This window comes from Aurantimonas sp. HBX-1 (genome assembly GCF_021391535.1).
Lineage (GTDB): Bacteria > Pseudomonadota > Alphaproteobacteria > Rhizobiales > Rhizobiaceae > Aurantimonas.
The window spans coordinates 2,051,557-2,069,799 of record NZ_CP090066.1 but is presented as its reverse complement, the minus strand read 5'-3'; the positions used below and the strand labels follow the sequence as shown (position 1 = coordinate 2,069,799).

20 protein-coding genes and 3 tRNA genes are annotated in these 18,243 nt (G+C 64.8%); 17 read left to right on the top strand and 6 right to left on the bottom strand.

Annotation, left to right across the window (positions count from 1 at the left end; all coding sequences use genetic code 11):
- Positions 1 to 22: 22 nt before the first annotated feature.
- The 9 genes from LXB15_RS09905 to LXB15_RS09865 are packed head-to-tail and all read left to right on the top strand — an operon-like array spanning position 23 to position 6,175.
- Positions 23 to 1,240 (top strand): type II secretion system F family protein, encoded by a 1,218-nt coding sequence (locus LXB15_RS09905; RefSeq protein ID WP_233952893.1) that lies wholly within the window; start codon positions 23 to 25, stop codon positions 1,238 to 1,240.
- On the top strand, positions 1,237 to 1,701 hold the full coding sequence (gspG, locus tag LXB15_RS09900) for a type II secretion system major pseudopilin GspG (protein WP_233952891.1): 465 nt from the start codon (positions 1,237 to 1,239) through the stop codon (positions 1,699 to 1,701). Before LXB15_RS09905 ends, gspG begins: the two co-directional genes overlap by 4 nt.
- Entirely contained in the window at positions 1,673 to 2,155 is a 483-nt protein-coding gene (locus LXB15_RS09895; protein ID WP_233952889.1) for a prepilin-type N-terminal cleavage/methylation domain-containing protein, read from the top strand. The genes gspG and LXB15_RS09895 overlap by 29 nt, the downstream gene beginning before the upstream one ends.
- The gene (locus LXB15_RS09890) at positions 2,152 to 2,514 is read left to right on the top strand and encodes a type II secretion system protein (protein ID WP_233952887.1); all 363 of its coding nucleotides are present in this window, start codon (positions 2,152 to 2,154) and stop codon (positions 2,512 to 2,514) included. The genes LXB15_RS09895 and LXB15_RS09890 overlap by 4 nt, the downstream gene beginning before the upstream one ends.
- Positions 2,511 to 3,224, top strand: a complete 714-nt coding sequence (locus LXB15_RS09885; RefSeq protein WP_233952885.1) for a type II secretion system protein J — start codon at positions 2,511 to 2,513, stop codon at positions 3,222 to 3,224. Before LXB15_RS09890 ends, LXB15_RS09885 begins: the two co-directional genes overlap by 4 nt.
- Positions 3,214 to 4,092: a general secretion pathway protein GspK gene (locus tag LXB15_RS09880; RefSeq protein ID WP_233952884.1), complete on the top strand. Its 879-nt coding sequence runs from the start codon at positions 3,214 to 3,216 to the stop codon at positions 4,090 to 4,092. Before LXB15_RS09885 ends, LXB15_RS09880 begins: the two co-directional genes overlap by 11 nt.
- On the top strand, positions 4,089 to 5,159 hold the full coding sequence (locus LXB15_RS09875) for a PilN domain-containing protein (RefSeq protein WP_233952882.1): 1,071 nt from the start codon (positions 4,089 to 4,091) through the stop codon (positions 5,157 to 5,159). The genes LXB15_RS09880 and LXB15_RS09875 overlap by 4 nt, the downstream gene beginning before the upstream one ends.
- The gene (gspM, locus tag LXB15_RS09870) at positions 5,159 to 5,716 is read left to right on the top strand and encodes a type II secretion system protein GspM (protein WP_255696852.1); all 558 of its coding nucleotides are present in this window, start codon (positions 5,159 to 5,161) and stop codon (positions 5,714 to 5,716) included. Before LXB15_RS09875 ends, gspM begins: the two co-directional genes overlap by 1 nt.
- Complete coding sequence (locus LXB15_RS09865) at positions 5,717 to 6,175, top strand: hypothetical protein (RefSeq protein WP_233952878.1); 459 nt, start codon at positions 5,717 to 5,719, stop codon at positions 6,173 to 6,175.
- Between the two features lie 17 nt (positions 6,176 to 6,192).
- Here LXB15_RS09865 and LXB15_RS09860 read toward each other — a convergent pair whose 3' ends face one another.
- On the bottom strand, positions 6,193 to 7,860 hold the full coding sequence (locus LXB15_RS09860) for a GspE/PulE family protein (protein WP_233952876.1): 1,668 nt from the start codon (positions 7,858 to 7,860) through the stop codon (positions 6,193 to 6,195).
- A gap of 201 nt (positions 7,861 to 8,061) precedes the next feature.
- Between LXB15_RS09860 and gspD the strand changes: the two genes are divergently transcribed.
- Both gspD and LXB15_RS09850 read left to right on the top strand, forming a co-directional pair.
- Positions 8,062 to 10,170 (top strand): type II secretion system secretin GspD, encoded by a 2,109-nt coding sequence (gene gspD / locus LXB15_RS09855; RefSeq protein ID WP_233952874.1) that lies wholly within the window; start codon positions 8,062 to 8,064, stop codon positions 10,168 to 10,170.
- A gap of 11 nt (positions 10,171 to 10,181) precedes the next feature.
- Positions 10,182 to 10,793, top strand: a complete 612-nt coding sequence (locus LXB15_RS09850; protein ID WP_233952872.1) for an A24 family peptidase — start codon at positions 10,182 to 10,184, stop codon at positions 10,791 to 10,793.
- 814 nt (positions 10,794 to 11,607) lie between these two features.
- Here the strand turns inward: LXB15_RS09850 and LXB15_RS09845 are convergent.
- The 5 genes from LXB15_RS09845 to LXB15_RS09825 all read right to left on the bottom strand — a co-directional run bounded on the left by LXB15_RS09845 (position 11,608) and on the right by LXB15_RS09825 (position 15,520).
- Positions 11,608 to 12,174 carry a hypothetical protein gene (locus LXB15_RS09845; protein ID WP_233952870.1) on the bottom strand — a complete coding sequence of 189 codons (567 nt, stop codon included), beginning with the start codon at positions 12,172 to 12,174 and terminating at the stop codon, positions 11,608 to 11,610.
- Positions 12,175 to 12,341: 167 nt separating this feature from the next.
- Entirely contained in the window at positions 12,342 to 13,505 is a 1,164-nt protein-coding gene (locus LXB15_RS09840; RefSeq protein ID WP_233952869.1) for a DUF6538 domain-containing protein, read from the bottom strand.
- 89 nt (positions 13,506 to 13,594) lie between these two features.
- Positions 13,595 to 13,669 (bottom strand) — tRNA-Glu (locus tag LXB15_RS09835).
- Between the two features lie 140 nt (positions 13,670 to 13,809).
- Positions 13,810 to 14,877, bottom strand: coding sequence for a D-Ala-D-Ala carboxypeptidase family metallohydrolase (locus LXB15_RS09830; protein WP_233952868.1), 1,068 nt, complete (start codon positions 14,875 to 14,877; stop codon positions 13,810 to 13,812).
- A 202-nt stretch (positions 14,878 to 15,079) separates the two neighbouring features.
- Complete coding sequence (locus LXB15_RS09825; RefSeq protein WP_233952867.1) at positions 15,080 to 15,520, bottom strand: VOC family protein; 441 nt, start codon at positions 15,518 to 15,520, stop codon at positions 15,080 to 15,082.
- Between the two features lie 279 nt (positions 15,521 to 15,799).
- On the opposite strand from LXB15_RS09825, the gene LXB15_RS09820 reads away from it, so the two are divergent.
- From LXB15_RS09820 to queF, 6 genes are all read left to right on the top strand, one after another.
- Positions 15,800 to 16,381 (top strand): cold-shock protein, encoded by a 582-nt coding sequence (locus LXB15_RS09820; RefSeq protein ID WP_233952866.1) that lies wholly within the window; start codon positions 15,800 to 15,802, stop codon positions 16,379 to 16,381.
- Positions 16,382 to 16,397: 16 nt separating this feature from the next.
- Positions 16,398 to 16,859, top strand: coding sequence for a DUF192 domain-containing protein (locus LXB15_RS09815; protein ID WP_233952865.1), 462 nt, complete (start codon positions 16,398 to 16,400; stop codon positions 16,857 to 16,859).
- Between the two features lie 77 nt (positions 16,860 to 16,936).
- Positions 16,937 to 17,013 (top strand) — tRNA-Pro (locus LXB15_RS09810).
- A 45-nt stretch (positions 17,014 to 17,058) separates the two neighbouring features.
- Positions 17,059 to 17,364 carry an ETC complex I subunit gene (locus LXB15_RS09805; RefSeq protein WP_233952864.1) on the top strand — a complete coding sequence of 102 codons (306 nt, stop codon included), beginning with the start codon at positions 17,059 to 17,061 and terminating at the stop codon, positions 17,362 to 17,364.
- Positions 17,365 to 17,407: 43 nt separating this feature from the next.
- Positions 17,408 to 17,483, top strand: a tRNA-Arg gene (locus LXB15_RS09800).
- A 129-nt stretch (positions 17,484 to 17,612) separates the two neighbouring features.
- Entirely contained in the window at positions 17,613 to 18,080 is a 468-nt protein-coding gene (queF, locus tag LXB15_RS09795; RefSeq protein WP_233952863.1) for a preQ(1) synthase, read from the top strand.
- Positions 18,081 to 18,243: the final 163 nt, after the last annotated feature.

The window sequence follows — 18,243 nt, the reverse complement described above, 5'->3', positions numbered from 1 at the left end:
CTGGCGGAAAGGGAGCAATGAAATGGCGGACTTCGCCTTCCAGGCACTGTCATCCGCCGGCAACGTCGTGGTCGGGACGCTCGAGGGCGCTTCCAGGGCCGCGATCGTCATCGAACTCGAGCGACGGTCGCTGCTTCCCATTGAGATCGTTGAGAGCACGGGATCCACTCGCCCCACCGAGTTCGCGATCACCTCGATCTTCTCCCATCAACCAAGCGCCGGCGACGTCACGCGCGTCACCGAGGACCTGTCTGCTCTTCTCGCCGCTGGCGTTACATTGGATCGGGCGATTCTGATCATATCGCAGACGGCCGCGAAGCCCGTCATCGCCTACCTGCTGCGGGATCTGCATCGATCCATTTCGAGGGGGCAGAGTTTCGCCGAGGCAACCGCTTGCCATCCGTCCGCCTTCCCCGCGAACTACGTCAAGATCGTCCAGGTCGCCGAAGCTTCGGGAACCCTGCCGGAGACGCTCGCCGTTCTTGCTCGCGAGCGACAGCGCAACGAGGAACTCCGGCGCCGGATTTCCTCGGCTCTCGCTTATCCTGGCTTCCTCGCAGCAGCCGCCGTCGGCGTACTGGCGTTCGTGCTGGCTGTGGTCATTCCCGAATTTGACCGCGCCCTTTCCGGAAGCGCAGCCGCGGCGGATGGCGCGGCGCAGACGATATTCCTGCTGTCTCGCGCATTCCGGGCCAACGGCACCGAGATTGCAGTCCTCGCGATCATCGTGCTGCTGGCGGGCCTGTGGGCTGTGCGCAGCCGACCGATCAGAGAGCGCAGCTATGAAGCCATTTGCCGGCTTCCGGGTCTCAGAAGGCTCGCGTCCGATGCCCGCACCGTCACGTTCTGCGCCAATCTCGGCCTGCTGATCCGCAGCGACGTCGACATTTCCTCCGCCCTCAGACTTATCCGCGACACGATGGTCTTCGACCGCGATCGCCAGTCGATCGACGCCGTGCTGGCAGAGGTCCGCCAGGGCAGAAGGTTGAGCGACACGCTGGAGACCCGGCCGCTGCTGCCGGCCTATGCCGTCCACATGCTGCGGGTCGGAGAGGAGTCGGGGTTGGGTCCCGCGGCGATGCGGACGGCGGCTTATTACGAAGCACGGCTGGATCGCGGCATGACCCGCGCCGTCGCCATCCTCGGTCCGACCATCCTTTTGCTCGTCAGCCTCGTGATCGCATGGATCATCATTTCGGTGATGACTGCGCTGCTTTCTATGAACGAGATGATCCTATGACCCGGCAGGACGCCATTGCCCATCGCCCACGACGCAAGTCGGATTCCCTGCAACCGCGGGATCGCGACGGCGGATTCACGCTCGTCGAATTGCTGGTCGTCCTCGTCATTCTCAGTCTGGTGATGGGTCTGGTAGGGCCGCGGGTGCTGAACTATCTCGGCGATGCCCGCGCCAAGACCGCGCAGATGCAGATCGAGTCCCTTTCGTCGGCACTCGATCTGTTCTTTCTGGATATCGGACGATACCCCACTGAACGGGAAGGCCTGACAGCGTTGATCGAGCCCGGCAGCATCCCGGGCTGGAACGGCCCTTACGTGCATCAATCGAGAGTGCCGGTGGATCCCTGGGGGCAACCCTATCAGTACCGATCCACGGCGACCGGAGCCGCGTTCGACATCCGCACGCTGGGTCCGGACGGCAGCGGAGGCGGCGGTGGGTCGATCGACATCACGAGCCGCTGACCCCTGCGGTGGCTTCGCCCTCCTGGAACTCGTGATTGCGCTGGCGATCGCCGCCATGATCGCAGCGGTCGCCTTGCCGCGTCTTCTGCCGATGAGAGGACTTGCCGATTTGCGGGAAGCGGCGACGGGGGTTGCGACCGTTCTGCTGATCGACCGAAATGGTGCAGCGCGAACGGGCGCCGAGGTGGCGACCACGCTCGACTTTTCCACGGGCGTTGTCAGTTCAGGCATGCAGTCAGCAAGCATCAAGATTCCGGATGGCATCGCTTTGGAGTTGGGGCAGGCCGGACGCGTGATACGTGAGGGAAATGCCCTCATCCGATTTGCGCCCGGCGGGCGGTCTTCTGGAGGGGTTCTGACGCTGAGGTGGCAGCGGGCCGCGGCAGAAGTCTACATCAATCCCCTGACGTCGAGCGTCACCATCGATGCGAGCCGGCCGAGGGCGGTCCGATGACCTCCCTCCTCGAGATGATCGTTGCGGTCGCCATTCTCGCCGGCCTTGTCTCGCTGGCCCCGCGGGCTGTCGCCTCGTCCCGCGCCGGGATCGAGCGCATCGAAGACACCGTTCAGGCGCAGATTGTCGCGGAGGCGGTGTTGTCCGTCAGGCAGCGTGACGCTGCGCTTCGCACCGGTGTCCGCAGCGGAACGATGAATGGGCTCAGATGGATGGCCGAGTCCCGCCCCTACCTGGAACGGCAAAAGGCAGACGCCGACTCAGGGGCGCCGACACTTATAGCCATCCGGATTTCGGTCGAGGCAAGGCCCGGACATGTAGTCGTGCTCGAGGCGCTTGCTGTCGGAGCATCGCAGTGAACCGCCGGCGCTCCCCGCTTGATGGCGGCTTCGCGCTTGATGGCGGCTTCGCGCTGATTGAAACGGTCTGCGTTCTGCTCCTGTCCGCCCTGGTGATAGCGACGTTGTCGCTGGCGACCAGCGTGGTCGTTCGCCACTCCGAGGCCGCCAAAACGAAGAACAACCAAATGGAGGTGCTGGCCGCGGGCGTCGCCCGGCTGAAACGGGATGTGTCCGGCATGATCGCTGTTCGCACCGGTCCCGAGAGGGACAGTCCGCTGCTCTTCAGCGGATCCGGATCCTCCATTGTCTATGCCGTCGCAGCTGACAGCCAGATGCCGGAGATGATGGTCTGGATCGAGAGCCACTACGAGTCCGGCATCGGTACGCTGCTGCGGTGGGAGACCCCGCTCGTCCCAGGCGATCCCGCCCGGGCGAGCCTGCACCGTCGAAAGCCCGCGATCCTGATGTCGGGGCCCTGGGTCTTCCGGTTCGCCTATGCCCACGACGGCGCCGACGAAAGGTCGCTGTGGGACGCCGGGTGGAGTGGCCGGAGAGCCATGCCCTCGTTGCTTCGGCTGGATGTCGCCGATGCGCGGACGCGTGGTCTGGTGACCAGCATGGTCGCCGCCACGCATGTCGACGCCATCTTCGACTGCGTTACCCCGGAAGGGACCTGCAGCAGCGAGGAGATTTCCCAGCCGCCGTACGGAGGCGAAAATGCGCGGTGACGATGACGGCTATGTCACGCTCGCGGTGCTGGGATTTGCCGGTCTCATTTCGGTGATCGCCGTGGGCCTCGTCCATGTGACGGGGCAAGGCATTCAGAGGACGTCGATCGGCAGTCAGGCGCTGCAGGTCGAATCCCTGCTGGAAAGCGGCCTGACCGGCGCCGGATATCTTCTGTTCATCGAGAACCGGGCGCCCGAGGAAGTGAACGCCCTTGTCCTGTCCCTGGGTAGAGGATCGGTCGGGATCGAAGTCTTCGATGAAGCGTCCCGCGTTGATCTCAACAAGGCCGCCCCTGCGCTGCTCGCCAGCCTCTTCGAAGTTGCCGGCTGCACCTCGCTGGACCCGCAGGCCTTTGCCGAACGGGTGGTCGACTGGCGCGACGAGGACGACCTAAGTTCGATCTACGGTGCCGAAGGGTTCGACTATGCCGTCGCGGGAATGGCCGGGATGCCTCCCAACCGGCCTTTCCGGTCGGTCGACGAGCTTCGCTTTCTGCACGACTTGGCCGCGCCCGATTTTCAGCGACTGCGGCCCTTCTTGACCGTCTTCAACCCGAGTTCGCGCGTCCTCGAAGACGGCGCTTCGGCCACTGTCAGGGCCGCGGTCGAAAGGTCAGACGCGATGATCGCCGACGACGAACTGGCAGAAGAAGATCCCGCCGCCGACGATATCGCGGCCGATGACGGCGAGCAGACGAACAGGCCGTCGGGCGTATACAGGGTTCGCCTGACTGCGCGTACCGCAACGGGTTCCGCGGGGGTATCGGAGGCCGTGATCGCAAGGCGGACGCAGGCTCCCAGACCATACGCAGTACTGATGTGGTCGCGCCCGCAGGACGGCGTCGTATCGGGGGATGGTCGGTCATGACCCTGGTTTCTCCGGTCAACGGCGAAGCGAGGATCTTCCCGACGGGACTCCCGCGGGCCTGGATCGACCGGCTGTCTCGACTGGTCGTCTCCAAGGCTGGCCATCCGTCATTTCTTCTGGTGGAACGGGACGGACGGTTCGAATCCTACCGCAGACGGCGCGATGGCCAACTCGCGTTGATCGAGAGTTGGGACCATGAGGACGCGCCGGGTGGACGAACGGCCCGCCTCCTTCGGCGACATGCCTTCGACCTCCGGCTCGATGCGACGAACACGGTGACCACCTCGATCTGCCTGCCGGCGGCTGGACGGAAACACATCGCCCCGATCATCCGGCACCAGATCGAACGGCTGACACCCTGGGCGCCGGAGAAGGCCGTCTACGGGCACGTGATACTGGAGAATGGCGCCTCGGGCGATGCAACCGAGTTGACGGTGCGCCTGACCGTGATGTCGCGGGCAGTCTTCGCTCGGCGAATGGCTCCGCTGATCAACGCTGGTCTCCATCCGGCGCTGGTCGGGGTAAGCGACGACCCTCTCGACCGTCCGAGCGCCCTGGACATGAGAACCGACGCCGGAGCGCCGCAGAAGGCGCGCCGGGGGCACGGCGCCCTTGTCGCGGCCGCTATCGCCATCGGGGCCGCTGCCGCGTTCGCCTCTCTGGCCTGGAGCAACCACGACCGCCAGGCGCAGTCCTCGGCCATGGCTGAGGAGATCGACCGTCTTCGCGAAACTATCGCCGGGATCGAGGGGACCGCAGCGGAATCGAAGGCAAAAGAGCCCGTCATGGTGCTCGAGCGCAAGCGGCGTAGCTGGCCGATGGTCCTGGTCCTTGAGGATCTGTCCGTCGTGCTGCCGGACAGCACATTCCTGACCGACCTGTCGGTGGATGGCGGGACGCTCCGAATGTCGGGCCTGTCGAGCGCGCCAGCTGAACTGATCGCCATACTCGACGGCTCGCGCATGCTGGCGGATGTCCGCTTCTCTGCCCCCGTGACGCGCAATCGCGATGGGAACCGAGACAGCTTCGAGATCGAAGCCGTTATCGTCGAGAGGTCAGTCCGGTGATGTTCCCCTCCGCAGCTTCACCGAGATCCCGCCGGTCCGCGAATGCCGCGGTCGGATTTGTGGCCGCGGTCATGCTTGTTCTGACCGTCAAGCAGTACTGGGCTTCTCAGGAGATCGACACGGTGCTTGCGGCCCAGTCGCGTACCCTCGCGGATTTGCGTGACAAGGCTGCCGCTGCGGGCATGTCCCATTCGGGCGAGAAATCTGACGATCGCCCGGCGTTCTATATTGCCGGCGACACGGTCGCGATCGCGGGAGCCGCCCTACAGAATATCGTCACGCGGATTGTCGAGGATCATGGGGCGGCGGTGTCGCAGGTGGAGTTCCTTCCTTTGGAGGAGGACGGAAATCGCCGTGCAGCGCTCCGGCTCTCCTTCCTCGCCAAATCGGAGCGCGTGCAGAAAATTCTCTTTGACATCGAAAGTCGGCAGCCGCTGATGCTGGTCTCTACGCTGTCGCTGCGGGCATCGTCGATCGATGCAACCTCGGCGGATTGCGAAGACATGCTTCGGACCGTGATGACGGTCGAGAGCTACCTGAGTCCGGAGGGGCGTTGAATGCGCTCCGTCACTGGCCTCCTGGCGCTTCTGATCTGCCTTGTCGGTCCGGGCGCCATCACGGCCGCCAATGCCGAGATCGGGGATGGCGCTCTTGAGCTGGGGCTTCCGCTGGATGGCACGGCTGTGACGGATTTGACCGAAACCCGCGCACGTCCCCTTTTCGCCCCTTCGCGTCGCCAGCTTCCGCCACCCGCAGTGCCGGTTGCCCGCCCCGTCGCCGTACGCCAGCCTGTTCAGCCCGTCCCGCTCCCGCCGCCCGACATCCAACTGCTCGGCGTCATCGCCATCGGGGGCGAGATGACGGCTCTGGTCTCCAGTCCCGGGTCCGACCGGATGTTGCGACTGAAGTCGGGTGACCATTACCAAGGGTGGACCGCCACGATCTCAGACCTGAAGACACTCGAGTTTCAGCTAGACGGACGAAACCGGACATTCCGGCTTTTCGAACCGGAATAGTCGGTTTCGGCTTGCATTCAGATCGTCGCCCGCACCACCTCCTCGACGGTGGTGATGCCGCGCCGGTATTTCTCCATCCCGTCCTCCAGCATGGTGCGCATGCCGCGGGTGCCGGCTTCGCTGGCGAGCATCTTCGCGTCAATGTCGCTGCGGATGAGCGTCCGCATGTTATCATCGAGCCGGATGACCTCGTACAGACCGACACGGCCGCGAAATCCCGTTCCGCCGCACCATCTGCATCCGACCGCGATGAAATAGGTGTCGCCGGGCTGTGACTGGAACCGGCCTGCATCCGCCAGTGCCGACGCCGCGGCGGAATAATGCTCCGTGGGCTTGCGGCAGCGGGTACAGAGCCGGCGTACCAGGCGCTGGCCGATGACGCAGCGCAAGGTGGACCGCAGCAGGAAGGAGTCGATGCCCAGGTCCGCGAGGCGGACCACGGCTTCCGCCGCATTGTTGGTGTGGAGCGTCGTCAAAAGCAGATGGCCCGTCAGTGCTGCTTGGATGCCGATTTCCGCGGTTTCGCGGTCGCGCATCTCACCCACCATGAGCACGTTCGGATCGTGTCGCAGGAACGAGCGGATTGCTGCTGCGAACGTGTAGCCGATGGCCGGCTTGACCTGGGTCTGTACGATTCCCGGGATCTGGTATTCGATCGGATCCTCCACGGTGATTATCTTGCGGTCGGAGGTGTTCAGGACCGACAGGATGGAGGCGAGCGTTGTGGTCTTCCCGCTGCCGGTCGGGCCCGCGACGATAATGAGGCCGTGGGGTTCCTGAATTTGCGCATTCACCGCCGCAAGATCGTCTTCGGCCATGCCGAGCGCGGCAAGATCGAGAAACTCCGCGTCTCGGCTCAGCAGGCGGATGACAGCCGTTTCACCGTGGAGTCCGGCAACCGTGGCGACGCGGAGATCGACGTCGGCGTCGCTGATGCGCAGGCGCGTTCGCCCATCCTGCGGCAGCCGGCGTTCAGCGATGTCGAGACCCGCAAGGATCTTCACGCGCGAGATGATTGCACGAGAGTGCGCTACGGGAAGATGCCCGTAAGGCCTTAGAAGCCCGTCGACGCGCAGGCGGATGGCAAGTCCGTCCTCCTGAGACTCGATGTGGACATCCGTTGCCGACAGCGTCATGGCAGCCTTGAACATCTCGTCGACTGCGCGCACGACAGGGGCGCCGCTAGCGAGGTCCTGCAGTCTCTGCAGGTCGTCCTCGGCCCTGGCGTCTTGCGGCCCCGTGGTGGTTTTCGATGTCTCCGCGTCACGTCCGGACGCGAAGGCTTGCTCGAAGAGAACTTCCAACTCGTCGAATGCCGCGATGCGCAGATCCGACCCGACGCCTGTTGCGAGCCTGACCGCCCGGATGGCTTCGGACATGGTGGGATCCGCGACGGCGAGGAGTGTCTCGTTGCCGGACCGGTAAGGGAAGACCCAGGATTCCCTGAGGAACTGCAGGGACAGATCCTCGAAGAGTTCGGCCTGATACCTGATCGACCCAGGCTCGGACCTGGGCAGGTCGTGGGATGCGGCTATGGCGTCTGCCAGCACGTCAGCCGGCAGGATCCGCCGCTCCCAGCAGTCGCGATAGGACCGCGGGCCTGATGCATCGGACCCGCGCCCCAGTGCGACAAGCGCGTCCAGTTCCTTGGCGGAACTGATGGGGATGATTTCGTCGAGGGGCATGACGCTAATCCACTCGATAAGTCCGACCTTCGTCCCTAAGAATTAGGTGAATTATCTCTATAATTAAAGCGTTTCTTCGGAAGGCTGCAGGGTGACGCGAGGACGGGTGCCTAACAAAGCCGGACAGCTTCCGGCTGACGCTCAGTAAGTTCTTACGGCGGGTCGTCTGCCATTTTCAGACCGGCGCTGTGGAGGTAGTGCATGCGTTTTGATGGTCTTGTGTCGCTTTCAGTGATCGGTGTCCTGCTCCTCGCGTCCGGCTGTGCACGCCTCGCGGAGTTGTCGGAGTCGACTGAACGCACTGGCGTCTACGGATCCGTCTTCGCTCCTGATTTTGCGGCGCGACAACCTCGCGCAGAAACCAGCGGTTCGTATGGACAGCAGCAGCAACAAGAACTGGTTGCCGCGGGAGCCTTCTATGCGCCGGCGACGACCAATGCACCCACCCTGCCGCCGGGCGTTTCCGCCAGTTCAGACGGAGAAGTGAATCTGAACTTCGAGGAAGCCGATATCGCCGATGTGGCCGAGGCCATCCTGGGGGATGCGCTCGGGGTTGGCTACACTCTCGACCCGGGCGTATCGGGCGAGGTGACGCTGTCGACGGCGCGACCGGTGCCCCGCGACGATCTTCTCGCGATCCTCGAGACCGTCCTCGCGAGCAACGACCTCGCTTTGGTGAAGGCGGGGGAGCTCTATCGCATCACGGGGGATACATCCTCGACGGCTCTTGCCGTCGACAAGGGTCAGGTATCGGCCGGACACGGACTTTCCGTCATTCCGCTGAAATACGTCTCGGCGCAGACGCTCACGCGGTTGATCGACGGCTTCGCCATCAGGCCTGGCTCGGTGCGTGTCGAGAAGACCCGCAATCTCCTGATCGTCGCAGGGAGCGGCGAGGCGAGGCGCACTGCCGTCGAGACGGCACTGTCCTTCGATACCGACTGGATGGAGGACCAGTCGGTCGCCATCCTCCCGCTGCGGGCCACCAAGCCGGAGACCATCATCCCCGAACTCACCCGGGTCTTCGGCTCCGGAAGCGGCGAATCCAGCGAGGACGTCATCCAGTTCATGGCGATGCCGCGGCTCAGGGCCATTCTGGCGGTTTCGCAAAGCCGCGGCCTGGTCGAGCGGGCCCAGACGTGGGTAGCGCGGCTCGACAAGGAAAATCCGGACCTCGACAGCAATGTTCACGTCTACCGGGTCAAATACCGGGACGCGCAGAAGCTGTCCGAACTCTTGGGGCGGCTGTTCTCGGCATCCGGAGGAGGTTCTGCCGCGCCCTCGGGGGAAGCGACGCCACCCGAAGAAGCCGATCCCTCCGCTTTGGTCGATGCGGCGTTCAGCGCACCGCAGGCCAGTGCGGCCACGTCGCTTTTTCTAAGCGATCCCGGAGAGGCGTTAGCTGGCACCACAGCCCTTCGGATCGAGCCGGACCTGTCGAATAATTCCCTGGTGATCTACGGCGACCGCGCCATCCGTGGGAAGGTCCTGCAGGCGCTCGCCCACATCGACGTCCCCCAGATGCAGGTGGCGGTGAACATCACGATGGCCGAAGTCCGCCTCAACGACCAGCTGCGGTACGGGGTGCAGTATTTCATCAAGAGCGGAGACATCGGGCTTGGCAGAGACGATGGATCGGTCGGGCTCTTCCGAACCATCGCCGACGGCATCGCCCGCGAACTGCCGGGCTTCAATTTCGTCGTGGGATCGGAGAACGCGCCCGACGTCGTCCTCAATGCACTCGACGCCGTCACTGACGTTCGGGTCCTGTCCTCGCCCTCTCTGGTCGTGATGGAGAACGAAGTGGCGAAGTTCCGCGTTGGCGACCAGATACCAATTGTCACGCGGACCGTGAGTTCCGTCGAGGACGCGAACGCGCCGGTCAGCAACGAAGTCGAATATCGCGACACCGGCATCATCATGAACGTCAGGCCACGGATCGCGGAGAACGGCGTCGTCACAATGGTGATCGAACAGGAAATCTCGTCGGTCTCCGCCAATGCCAGTTCGCTGACGCCGGTCATCTCCAACCGGAGCGTTTCCAGCACGATCTCGGTGGTCGACGGACAGACCGTGCTGCTGGGCGGCCTGATCAGCGAACAGAGCGATGTCGGGCGGGACGGCATCCCCGGCCTCAACCAGGTGGAAGTCGTCGGCAATTTGTTCGGCAGCCGGAGCCGCGCGGACGTCCGCACCGAACTGCTGATTCTCATCCGCCCTTCGGTCATTCGGGACGGGCGCGACGCGCAGAATGTCGCGGAAAGTCTGCGGGCCCAGATGTGGAACGTGGGCGGCGGCTCCATGAAGTAAGGGGCCTGGCCGTGAGGGCGACGACGTTGCTTTCGGTCGTTGTTCTTGCCGGCCTGACGGGTGCGATTCTGTTTGCTGACCCGGTTCGCACGTCCGAAACCGTCGCCCTGGCCGTCTTGATGTCACTGATCGCGGATGAAGACCGCAAGCGCTTCCGGGTTCCAGACTGGGCCAATGGAACAGCGGCGCTCGTCGGCTTGATCGTCGTCATCGAGGCCTCCATCACCGAAGGACAGAGCGTCCCGACGGCGATGCTTGCGGCCCTGATTTCCGCGATCGCATGCGGTGCATCCCTTCTCGCCATCCGCGAATACTTCTTCCATGTGAAGGGCGTGGACGGTCTCGGCCTCGGCGACGTGAAACTGGGAGCGACCGCCGGCATATGGCTCGGATGGGAGATGTTCTGCTACGCCATCATGCTCGCCGCCATCGCCTGCCTCGGCGTGGTCGCCATGTCCCTCGTGAGAAGGCGAGGATGGCCGCGACACCGCAGGATCCCCTTCGCACTGGCGCTGGCACCCTCTATCTGGCTTTGCTGGATCCTGTCCCAGACGGCCCGTTCTTCACGACCGGACATATGGCCCTCGATACCGATCACAAAGGTCGTTGATTGGGTGGCTTGAAGGCATACTCGGAACAGGTAATCCGGCTTCCTCTCAGTCGGCAGACCTTTCGATTAGGTGGCGCTCGAGAGCGACTTCGCCGCGGCTTCTCTGGAAACTGGCAGACGCTTGATCCGGCGTTCTTGCACAGCGGTGCCTGCTGCCTGTCGCTGACGGGGAGCAAGACGGGGCCGAAACTACGATCTGGCAGCGGAGAACTGCGGCGGCGATATTTCGGGAATGGGCGCGAGGCCGTTCATCCACCAACCAACTCGCGTTGCTCGGGGCGGCGACGAGGCTTTGGCCCGCACGGGCGGCAACCGGATACGCATGAGCGGCGATACCGAAACCGGCAAGGTGCTCGCCGTTGAACGCGTCCGGGAAACCGAGGCTACCGCGCACAGCCGATGGTCAACGAGGACACGTACCATGGCTACACTGCGAGCTGCGCCAATCCGGATGACTTCGTGCAGCCCGCCCCGACGCGCAGGTCGTCTCCGCCATTCCGGCCCACACCTGCGTCGTTGTCGACCAGCGCACCACGGCTCCGGACGGAAAGTGGTGTAAAGCCCGGATGGCCACACCGGTTAGGTTCGGCAGAAGGCGGTCCGGCAAAGTCGCTGGCCCGTCCTTACCTCTGGCGGCTAGTGCCAGCAGACGAACTGATGTCGATGCGTTCAGAGACAGGTGCTGCTTCACCGGACATAATGGCCATAACGACAATATATCCGGCCATGTACATGCCCATATTTTTAACCCACCACACCATACGCACTAAAGTTGCATCCTGCATCCGAAGGCGCTCAAACGCCTCCCGGTACCGGCTCGATACCGCCTAGGCATTCTCGGCCGGATATAGCCGATGGCGGGCCGGCGCCGCTTCCTCGCTCGCTATGGAAGGCTTGCTCCTTCGCGTCGCCTGCGGCAGTGCATTTTCGCTGACGGAATGCCCCGCGCAGATGTCTTGAAGGAACGGCCAGGGCAGTGACTGGACGACCTCGGCCAGCTTGACAATGTCGACCGGCCTAGGCGCCTTCTTCGTCCCGTAGCGTTTCGTCATGCCAGTCTCGGCATGTCCCATCAGCGCTTTCTTGACCTCCTCCCCGTAGCCGGCGCGGCCAATCCCATTCTGGAAGCCGTGTCGGAACGAGTACAGGCTGAGTTCCGGCTCGATGACGCCCAGATCCTTCCTGAGGATGTTCCCGAAGAATGTCGACGCGTAGTTCGACAGGCGCGCCAGCGCCCGACCGTCGTCGCTCATCTCGGGCGACAGCCATCGCCGATTATCGGCGCGAGCCTGTTCGACCACATCGAGAAGGCCAAGATCGAGAAGCTCGCGTCGGATCGGCATCCAGCGGCGCCGTGCCAAGGTCTTGGTTGTCCGGCCGCCGGCGTTGGTCACGGAGAAGCAGAGGATCTCGGGATGCTCGTCGTGAGGGAGTCCGGTCCCAACTGGAGGGTCTCCGAAGTGATCATGCCGTGCGTGCAGGCAATCAGTGGCAGCCAGAACTGCAGTTCCCCGCATGCCTTGGCCAAAGGGGAGCGGTAGCCTTCGGTAAAGATCCGGTGCTAGAAGATCGCTGCCAACTGCTGATTGTCGAACGCTTCGCGAACTCCCTCATCGCCTGGCACCTGCATGAGAACCTTCGTGCCGATTTCCCGATCGATCCAGCCGGCGTTCCGTGCGGTCGACAGGAGGCTCGTGATGTAGCTGACCTTCTTGTTGATCGTGGCGGCCTTGTAATCAGACCGTGTGCGCAAGGCGTCCCGGAAAGCCAGCACGTGCTTGCGGGTGATCAGGCCAATGTCGCGTACACCGGCCTGCGATTCGAACATTGCCACGGTCTTACGCATGTCGCTGATGTGATGATCGCGGACCGCCTGCTTCGCTGCTTGGCGATTGCCGATCCATTTGTCGATGCAGTGCGACAACGTCTTGCTCGTCCAACCGTCCGCGGAAGCGGAACCTGCTATCGCGTAGCCGGAGACTGAGCCGTTCGAGGCGAGTGCGCCGGCCCATACGGCTGCCCCGGAGCCTTGCGGCGCCCTCGGCTGGCGCCAAGGACCCACGATCGTATCCGGGTGAGCGTTGCCAAGGCCGCCCTGGCGAGATTCCCGGAGCCGGAAAAGGTCGAGGTAGGAGAGTTCTGCTGAGTGGCAGGCAGCCATGAAACGCAGGAAAGGAGGGTCTGACCGCGACAGCGTAATCCCGAGCCGGCGAACATAGCCGCGTACGAAAGCCGCCCGCTGCTCGCCGTACTCGGCGACCGACAGCTTCTTCAGCAGCTTCTCTCGATTGAGATGGTCGCGGATAACGCGTTCGTCGCGCCACGGGATGCGAGAGAGGTCAGCATCGGTCGATAGCACGTGCCCGGTAACCTCCGACAGCCGCGCCTGCCAGTCCTCCTCCGCGAGGGCAACTTTAAACCAGGCTGCGAGCGCCTCCCAGTCCGGCCACGTCCAGCTGTCGGTGTTGATCAACGGCAACTCCCCGTCGTGCCGCGCATAACCATTGCGCTCGCTAGCCTCGGCGAAGCGACGATCCCACAGCCGGTCGAGGTCCAGCGCCGCCTCGCGAGCCTGACGCTCGACTGATGTCCTCAGGGACTTCTGAATGCGTGCGAAGGGGAAGCTACCGCGCAGGTCTTCAGGCACGCGTCGGACGTACTGCCAGACGCCATTGCGTTTTGTGAGATGATTCGAGATCGCCACTTCTGCCACCATGTTGCACATGATGTTATGCAGTGGCCTGCCACGCAAGCCGTGCATGAAGGCGGTAAGTGACTGACTTCTAAGCTGACGAGCAGCTCACCAGGGGGAACTGGTACGCCCAAGGGGAATCGAACCCCTCTCTCCACCGTGAAAGGGTGGCGTCCTAACCGATAGACGATGGGCGCAGCGACGCGGTGTATAAGGGGCTTCGCCGGTGATCGCAAGCGCGGCGGGGGACTTTTTCAGACGGAAGAAACCGGCGGCCGATTGGCCCCGTCAGGGATGACGGAGGCCGGCAAGTGCCTGCGATCGCGGGAGTTTCGCCTCAGTTGCGCTGCCGGCAGCGCCAGTTCCAGTCGCGCTGCGGCCCGACATCGACGTGGATCGCCGCCGAATGGCAGTAGGTGCCGACGCCGCCACGGCCGGGCAGGGAGCGGGCATAGGCGGCGACGACGAATCGGTCGGCATCGGGAACGACGATGTCGGCTGCCTTGCAGCCCATGTGCTGGGAGCGGGTGGCGCCGTTGACGCGGCGGTTGTGGCTGGGGCTGCGATAGCCGGAGGTGACGATGACCTTCTTGCCGAACTTGCGTTCGATCGAACGCAGCATGCTGACGAGCTGCGACGGGAAGCAGGATGTCTCGACATCCTCGCGCTGGACCCGGAGACCGTTGGGGCTGAGGCGGGCGAGCCCGGTGAGCGAAGCCACCTGATAGCTCATGACGGAGTCCTCCATGAGGTCCTCGTCTTCCGCCGATGCCCGCTGGCCGATCTCGAACAGCGAGGATGGGTCGACGCCGGGCAGGGCGGAATCGCCGCTCGATACTGGCGCGCCTTCCTGCCGGAGCACGACCCGCTGACTCTTGCGCTTGTCGGCGTTGGGGACCGGCGGCTTGGCGTTGCTGCGGGCAAACAATGAGGAGAACAGCGAGGTCTCCTTCTCGCGGGGAGCGAGCGCCGCGACCTGGTCGCCCTCGCCGACGGAGCCGCCCGCATAGGCGGCGACGGCCTTTCCGTCGACCGCCGCAGGGCGGAGAAGCGGCTGAGGGTTGGCGGGCGCCGCGGCAGACTGTGTCGTCGCGGTAGGCTGTGTCGCCGCGGCTGGCTGGCTGGCCGCGACGTTATCGGCCGCAGCGGCGGGAGCCGGCTGGGGGGTGTCAGCCGCAACCGCAGCCGGCGACGCCGCGCTGCCGGCGTCTGCCGTGTCGGCCGCGAGCACGTCCGCCGCATCCGCCCCGACGGCCTCGGCATTGAGGTTGGAGAAGCCGAAGGCGGACGTGTCGTCGACGGCGGATACGCAGGATGACAGGAGCGGCGCGGTTGCGAGAAGCGCCGCCGCCAGCAGCCGTCTACGAAGCGTCGCGGCGCCTGCGCCGGCGAATTGCGTCGTCAATGGACACCACCCCTCTCGTGGCAGGTCCTGGTGGCCTGCCTTGCCTGTCGCCTGTCCGTTTGCGTTGGCTCGCCGACCGGTCCCCACCGGACGTTACGCAAGCGCGGATGCAACAGCGCGTCTAATAAAGCTTATTTCAAGGCCTATGGCCAGAATGCGGCAGCAGGATGGTTGCGGCGGCCTGCGCCGCCGCTACCGAATTCTACCAGGTGCCGGTGTTGGGCATCGACGACCATGGCTCGGCCGGCGCCTTCGCATCGCCCTTCTGCAGCAGTTCGAAGGAGATGTTGTCGGGTGACTTGACGAAGGCCATGCGTCCGTCGCGCGGCGGACGGTTGATCGTCACGCCCTTGTCCATGAGCGCCTGGCAGGTCGCGTAGATGTCGTCGACCTCGTAGGCGATATGCCCGAAATTGCGACCGCCCGAATATTCTTCGGGGTCCCAGTTGTAGGTCAGCTCCACCAGCGGCGCGGCCTTTTCCGCCGCTCCCGGCTGGTCGCCCGGCGCGGCGAGGAAGATCAGCGTGAACCGTCCCTGCTCGTTCTCGATCCGGCGGGTCTCCACGAGCCCCAGCTTGTTGCAGTAGAAATCCAGGGACTGGTCGACGTCGCTGACGCGGACCATCGTGTGCAGGTAGCGCATGGATGGGGCTCCGGTTGATGAGATGGGCAACAGGGTAGGGTTGCCGCCCGGCGTGTGAAGGCCGCAGTGCGGCAAAAGCCTCTGCCAGTGGATACGCAGTCCCGCCGGACGGGGTTCGAGCACGCGGCTCCGGCCATGCGGCGCCGCGGACCCTGCCACATCTGGTGACAACCGGATTTTTCGGCCGGGCGAAACGCTCCTGCCTCTTGCCCAGATCGGCAGGGTTAATGCTAAGCTTGAGGGCCGCGATTCGGTCAGGTGCAACCGCAGGACTCCCGCATGCCCGAGAGAATCTCTGCACATACCCGCAGCGATGCCGAAGCGTCGAGCGGCGGCAGTGACATCGGCCTTGTGGTGGTCTCGGGACACATCAAGTGGTTCGATGTGTCGAAGGGTTTCGGTTTCATCGTGCCCGACGGGCAGGGGCCGGACATTCTGCTGCACGTCACCTGCCTGCGCAGGGACGGGTTTCCCACCGCGCTCGAGGGAGCGCGCCTCGTCTGCGAAGTGCAGCAGGGCGACCGCGGGCTGCAGGCGTTCCGTGTCCTGTCGATGGATACGTCCACGGCCGTGCATCCCTCGCAGCAGCCGGCCTCGCGCACCCATGTGGCCGTCACGCCGAGCAGCGATCTCGTGCCTGCCGTGGTCAAGTGGTTCAACCGGACCAAGGGCTACGGATTCCTGACGCGCGGCGAGGGCACCGAGGACATCTTCGTGCACATGGAAACGCTGCGCCGCTACGGTCTGACCGAATTGCAGCCGGGCCAGGAAGTCCTGGTGCGCTATGGCGACGGCGCCAAGGGCCTGATGGCCGCCGAGGTCCATCCCCCTACCGGACCGGTCCAGCCGGCCTCCCACTGACGTCGGATACCCGATCATGCTCCGCAAGCCGCTTCTCGTTGCCGCCGTCGCCGCCGCTGCCGTGCTGGGGGCCGCCTATTTCGCGATCGCCGGCGGCGACCTCTCCGAGGCGACGCTCGTCACCGCGACCGGCCGGCACCCGATCGAGGTTGAACTCGCGACCACTCCCGACACCCGCGCGACCGGTCTGATGAACCGCGAGTCGATGCCGGCCGGGCAGGGCATGCTGTTCGATTTCGACGAGTCGCGGCCGGTCGCCATGTGGATGAAGAACACGCTGATTCCGCTCGACATGCTGTTCATCGACGAGACCGGCACGGTGGCCACCATCAAGACCAACGCCCAGCCGCTGTCGCTGGACACGATCCCTTCCGGGGTGCCGGTTCGCTACGTGCTGGAACTGAACGGCGGCGCCGCCGCCCGCTACGGCGTCGCCAAGGGCGACCGGCTCGAGCACGAGATTATTCCGTCTCCCTGAGGCTTAAGTCCGCCGAATTCCTTGACTTCCCGGCCGCGGCCCGGCACATGCGCAGTCGGATCGCCGATCGCGCAGTCCGGAGCGTAGCGCAGCCTGGTAGCGCATCTGGTTTGGGACCAGAGGGTCGCAGGTTCGAATCCTGCCGCTCCGACCATCGCCGTCGGCGCAAGCCGCATCGGTATCGCCAGACGAGGCAGAGATGGTCGCCAGAATCTATCGTCCGTCCCGCAACGCCATGCAGTCCGGCAAGGCCAAGTCGCGCGAGTGGCTGCTGGTCTACGAGCCGGAGGAGCCCAAGCGCGTCGAACCGCTGATGGGCTACACCTCGTCGGGCGACATGCGCTCGCAGATCAAGCTGTCCTTCGAGACCCGCGAACAGGCCGTGGCGTACGCCGAGCGCAACGCCATCGCCTACCGGGTCGAGGAGCCGCGCATCACCAAGCCGGTGAAGGTCGCCTACGCCGACAATTTCCGCTACGATCGTCGCCAGCCCTGGACGCATTGAGGGCGTCGGTCGGCCGTCAAGCAGGACCGCTCTCGCCGGCAACGGCCCCGTAGCTCAGAGGATAGAGCACCGGCCTTCTAAGCCGATGGTCGCAGGTTCGAATCCTGCCGGGGTCACCAACGACTTCAATGACTTGCCGCCCCTATTTGAGGCGGCGTATCCCGTCTCGACGTTTCTCCGCCAGCCCGATCGGCCGGCACCCGCAGCCGGTGCGGCGGATCGGCCGGCGGCCTCCGGAGTTTTCGACATTGCCGCAGCACGACATCTATGCCGGCCTGACCCAGCTCGGCCAGCCGACAGCCATACCCGCTCGTCCCGAGGACGCGGTGCTGGAGCGCGTGCCGAATCCGCAGGCGGGAGTCCGCTACGCCGTCCGCTTCACGGCCCCGGAATTCACCTCGCTCTGCCCGATGACGGGCCAGCCCGACTTCGCCCATCTGGTGATCGACTACGTTCCCGCCGAGTGGCTGGTGGAGAGCAAGTCCCTCAAGCTCTTCCTCACGTCGTTCCGCAATCACGGCGCCTTCCACGAGGACTGCACGGTCTCGATCGCGCGGCGCCTGGCCGAGCTGCTGGCGCCGGAGTGGCTGCGCATCGGCGGGTACTGGTATCCGCGCGGCGGCATCCCGATCGACGTCTTCTACCAGACCGGGCCGACGCCGGCCGACGTCTGGATCCCCGACCAGGGCGTGCCGCCCTATCGGGGCCGGGGGTAGGCTCGTCGGCTCCTGGCGCGTGCCAAGGCGTGCCCCGCCTTGCCGGGGCAGCCTGATGCCGTTCGCGGATCCCGTCGGAGCGGGCGGGGCTCGTGATCCCCTGGCGCAGTCGCTTGGCCGTAAAGCAGTACGACCGCCGCTCGCAGGTCCCGCCGGAAAGCAG

Coding starts and splice junctions, on each gene's coding strand:
- gspG (WP_233952891.1), top strand. CDS start 1,237: ATGACCCGGCAGGACGCCATTGCCCATCGCCCACGACGCAAGTCGGAT.
- LXB15_RS09905 (WP_233952893.1), top strand. CDS start 23: ATGGCGGACTTCGCCTTCCAGGCACTGTCATCCGCCGGCAACGTCGTG.
- LXB15_RS09865 (WP_233952878.1), top strand. CDS start 5,717: ATGCGCTCCGTCACTGGCCTCCTGGCGCTTCTGATCTGCCTTGTCGGT.
- gspM (WP_255696852.1), top strand. CDS start 5,159: ATGTTCCCCTCCGCAGCTTCACCGAGATCCCGCCGGTCCGCGAATGCC.
- LXB15_RS09820 (WP_233952866.1), top strand. CDS start 15,800: ATGCCCGAGAGAATCTCTGCACATACCCGCAGCGATGCCGAAGCGTCG.
- LXB15_RS09805 (WP_233952864.1), top strand. CDS start 17,059: ATGGTCGCCAGAATCTATCGTCCGTCCCGCAACGCCATGCAGTCCGGC.
- LXB15_RS09890 (WP_233952887.1), top strand. CDS start 2,152: ATGACCTCCCTCCTCGAGATGATCGTTGCGGTCGCCATTCTCGCCGGC.
- LXB15_RS09815 (WP_233952865.1), top strand. CDS start 16,398: ATGCTCCGCAAGCCGCTTCTCGTTGCCGCCGTCGCCGCCGCTGCCGTG.
- gspD (WP_233952874.1), top strand. CDS start 8,062: ATGCGTTTTGATGGTCTTGTGTCGCTTTCAGTGATCGGTGTCCTGCTC.
- LXB15_RS09860 (WP_233952876.1), bottom strand. CDS start 7,860: ATGCCCCTCGACGAAATCATCCCCATCAGTTCCGCCAAGGAACTGGAC.
- LXB15_RS09875 (WP_233952882.1), top strand. CDS start 4,089: ATGACCCTGGTTTCTCCGGTCAACGGCGAAGCGAGGATCTTCCCGACG.
- LXB15_RS09880 (WP_233952884.1), top strand. CDS start 3,214: ATGCGCGGTGACGATGACGGCTATGTCACGCTCGCGGTGCTGGGATTT.
- LXB15_RS09840 (WP_233952869.1), bottom strand. CDS start 13,505: ATGTGCAACATGGTGGCAGAAGTGGCGATCTCGAATCATCTCACAAAA.
- LXB15_RS09825 (WP_233952867.1), bottom strand. CDS start 15,520: ATGCGCTACCTGCACACGATGGTCCGCGTCAGCGACGTCGACCAGTCC.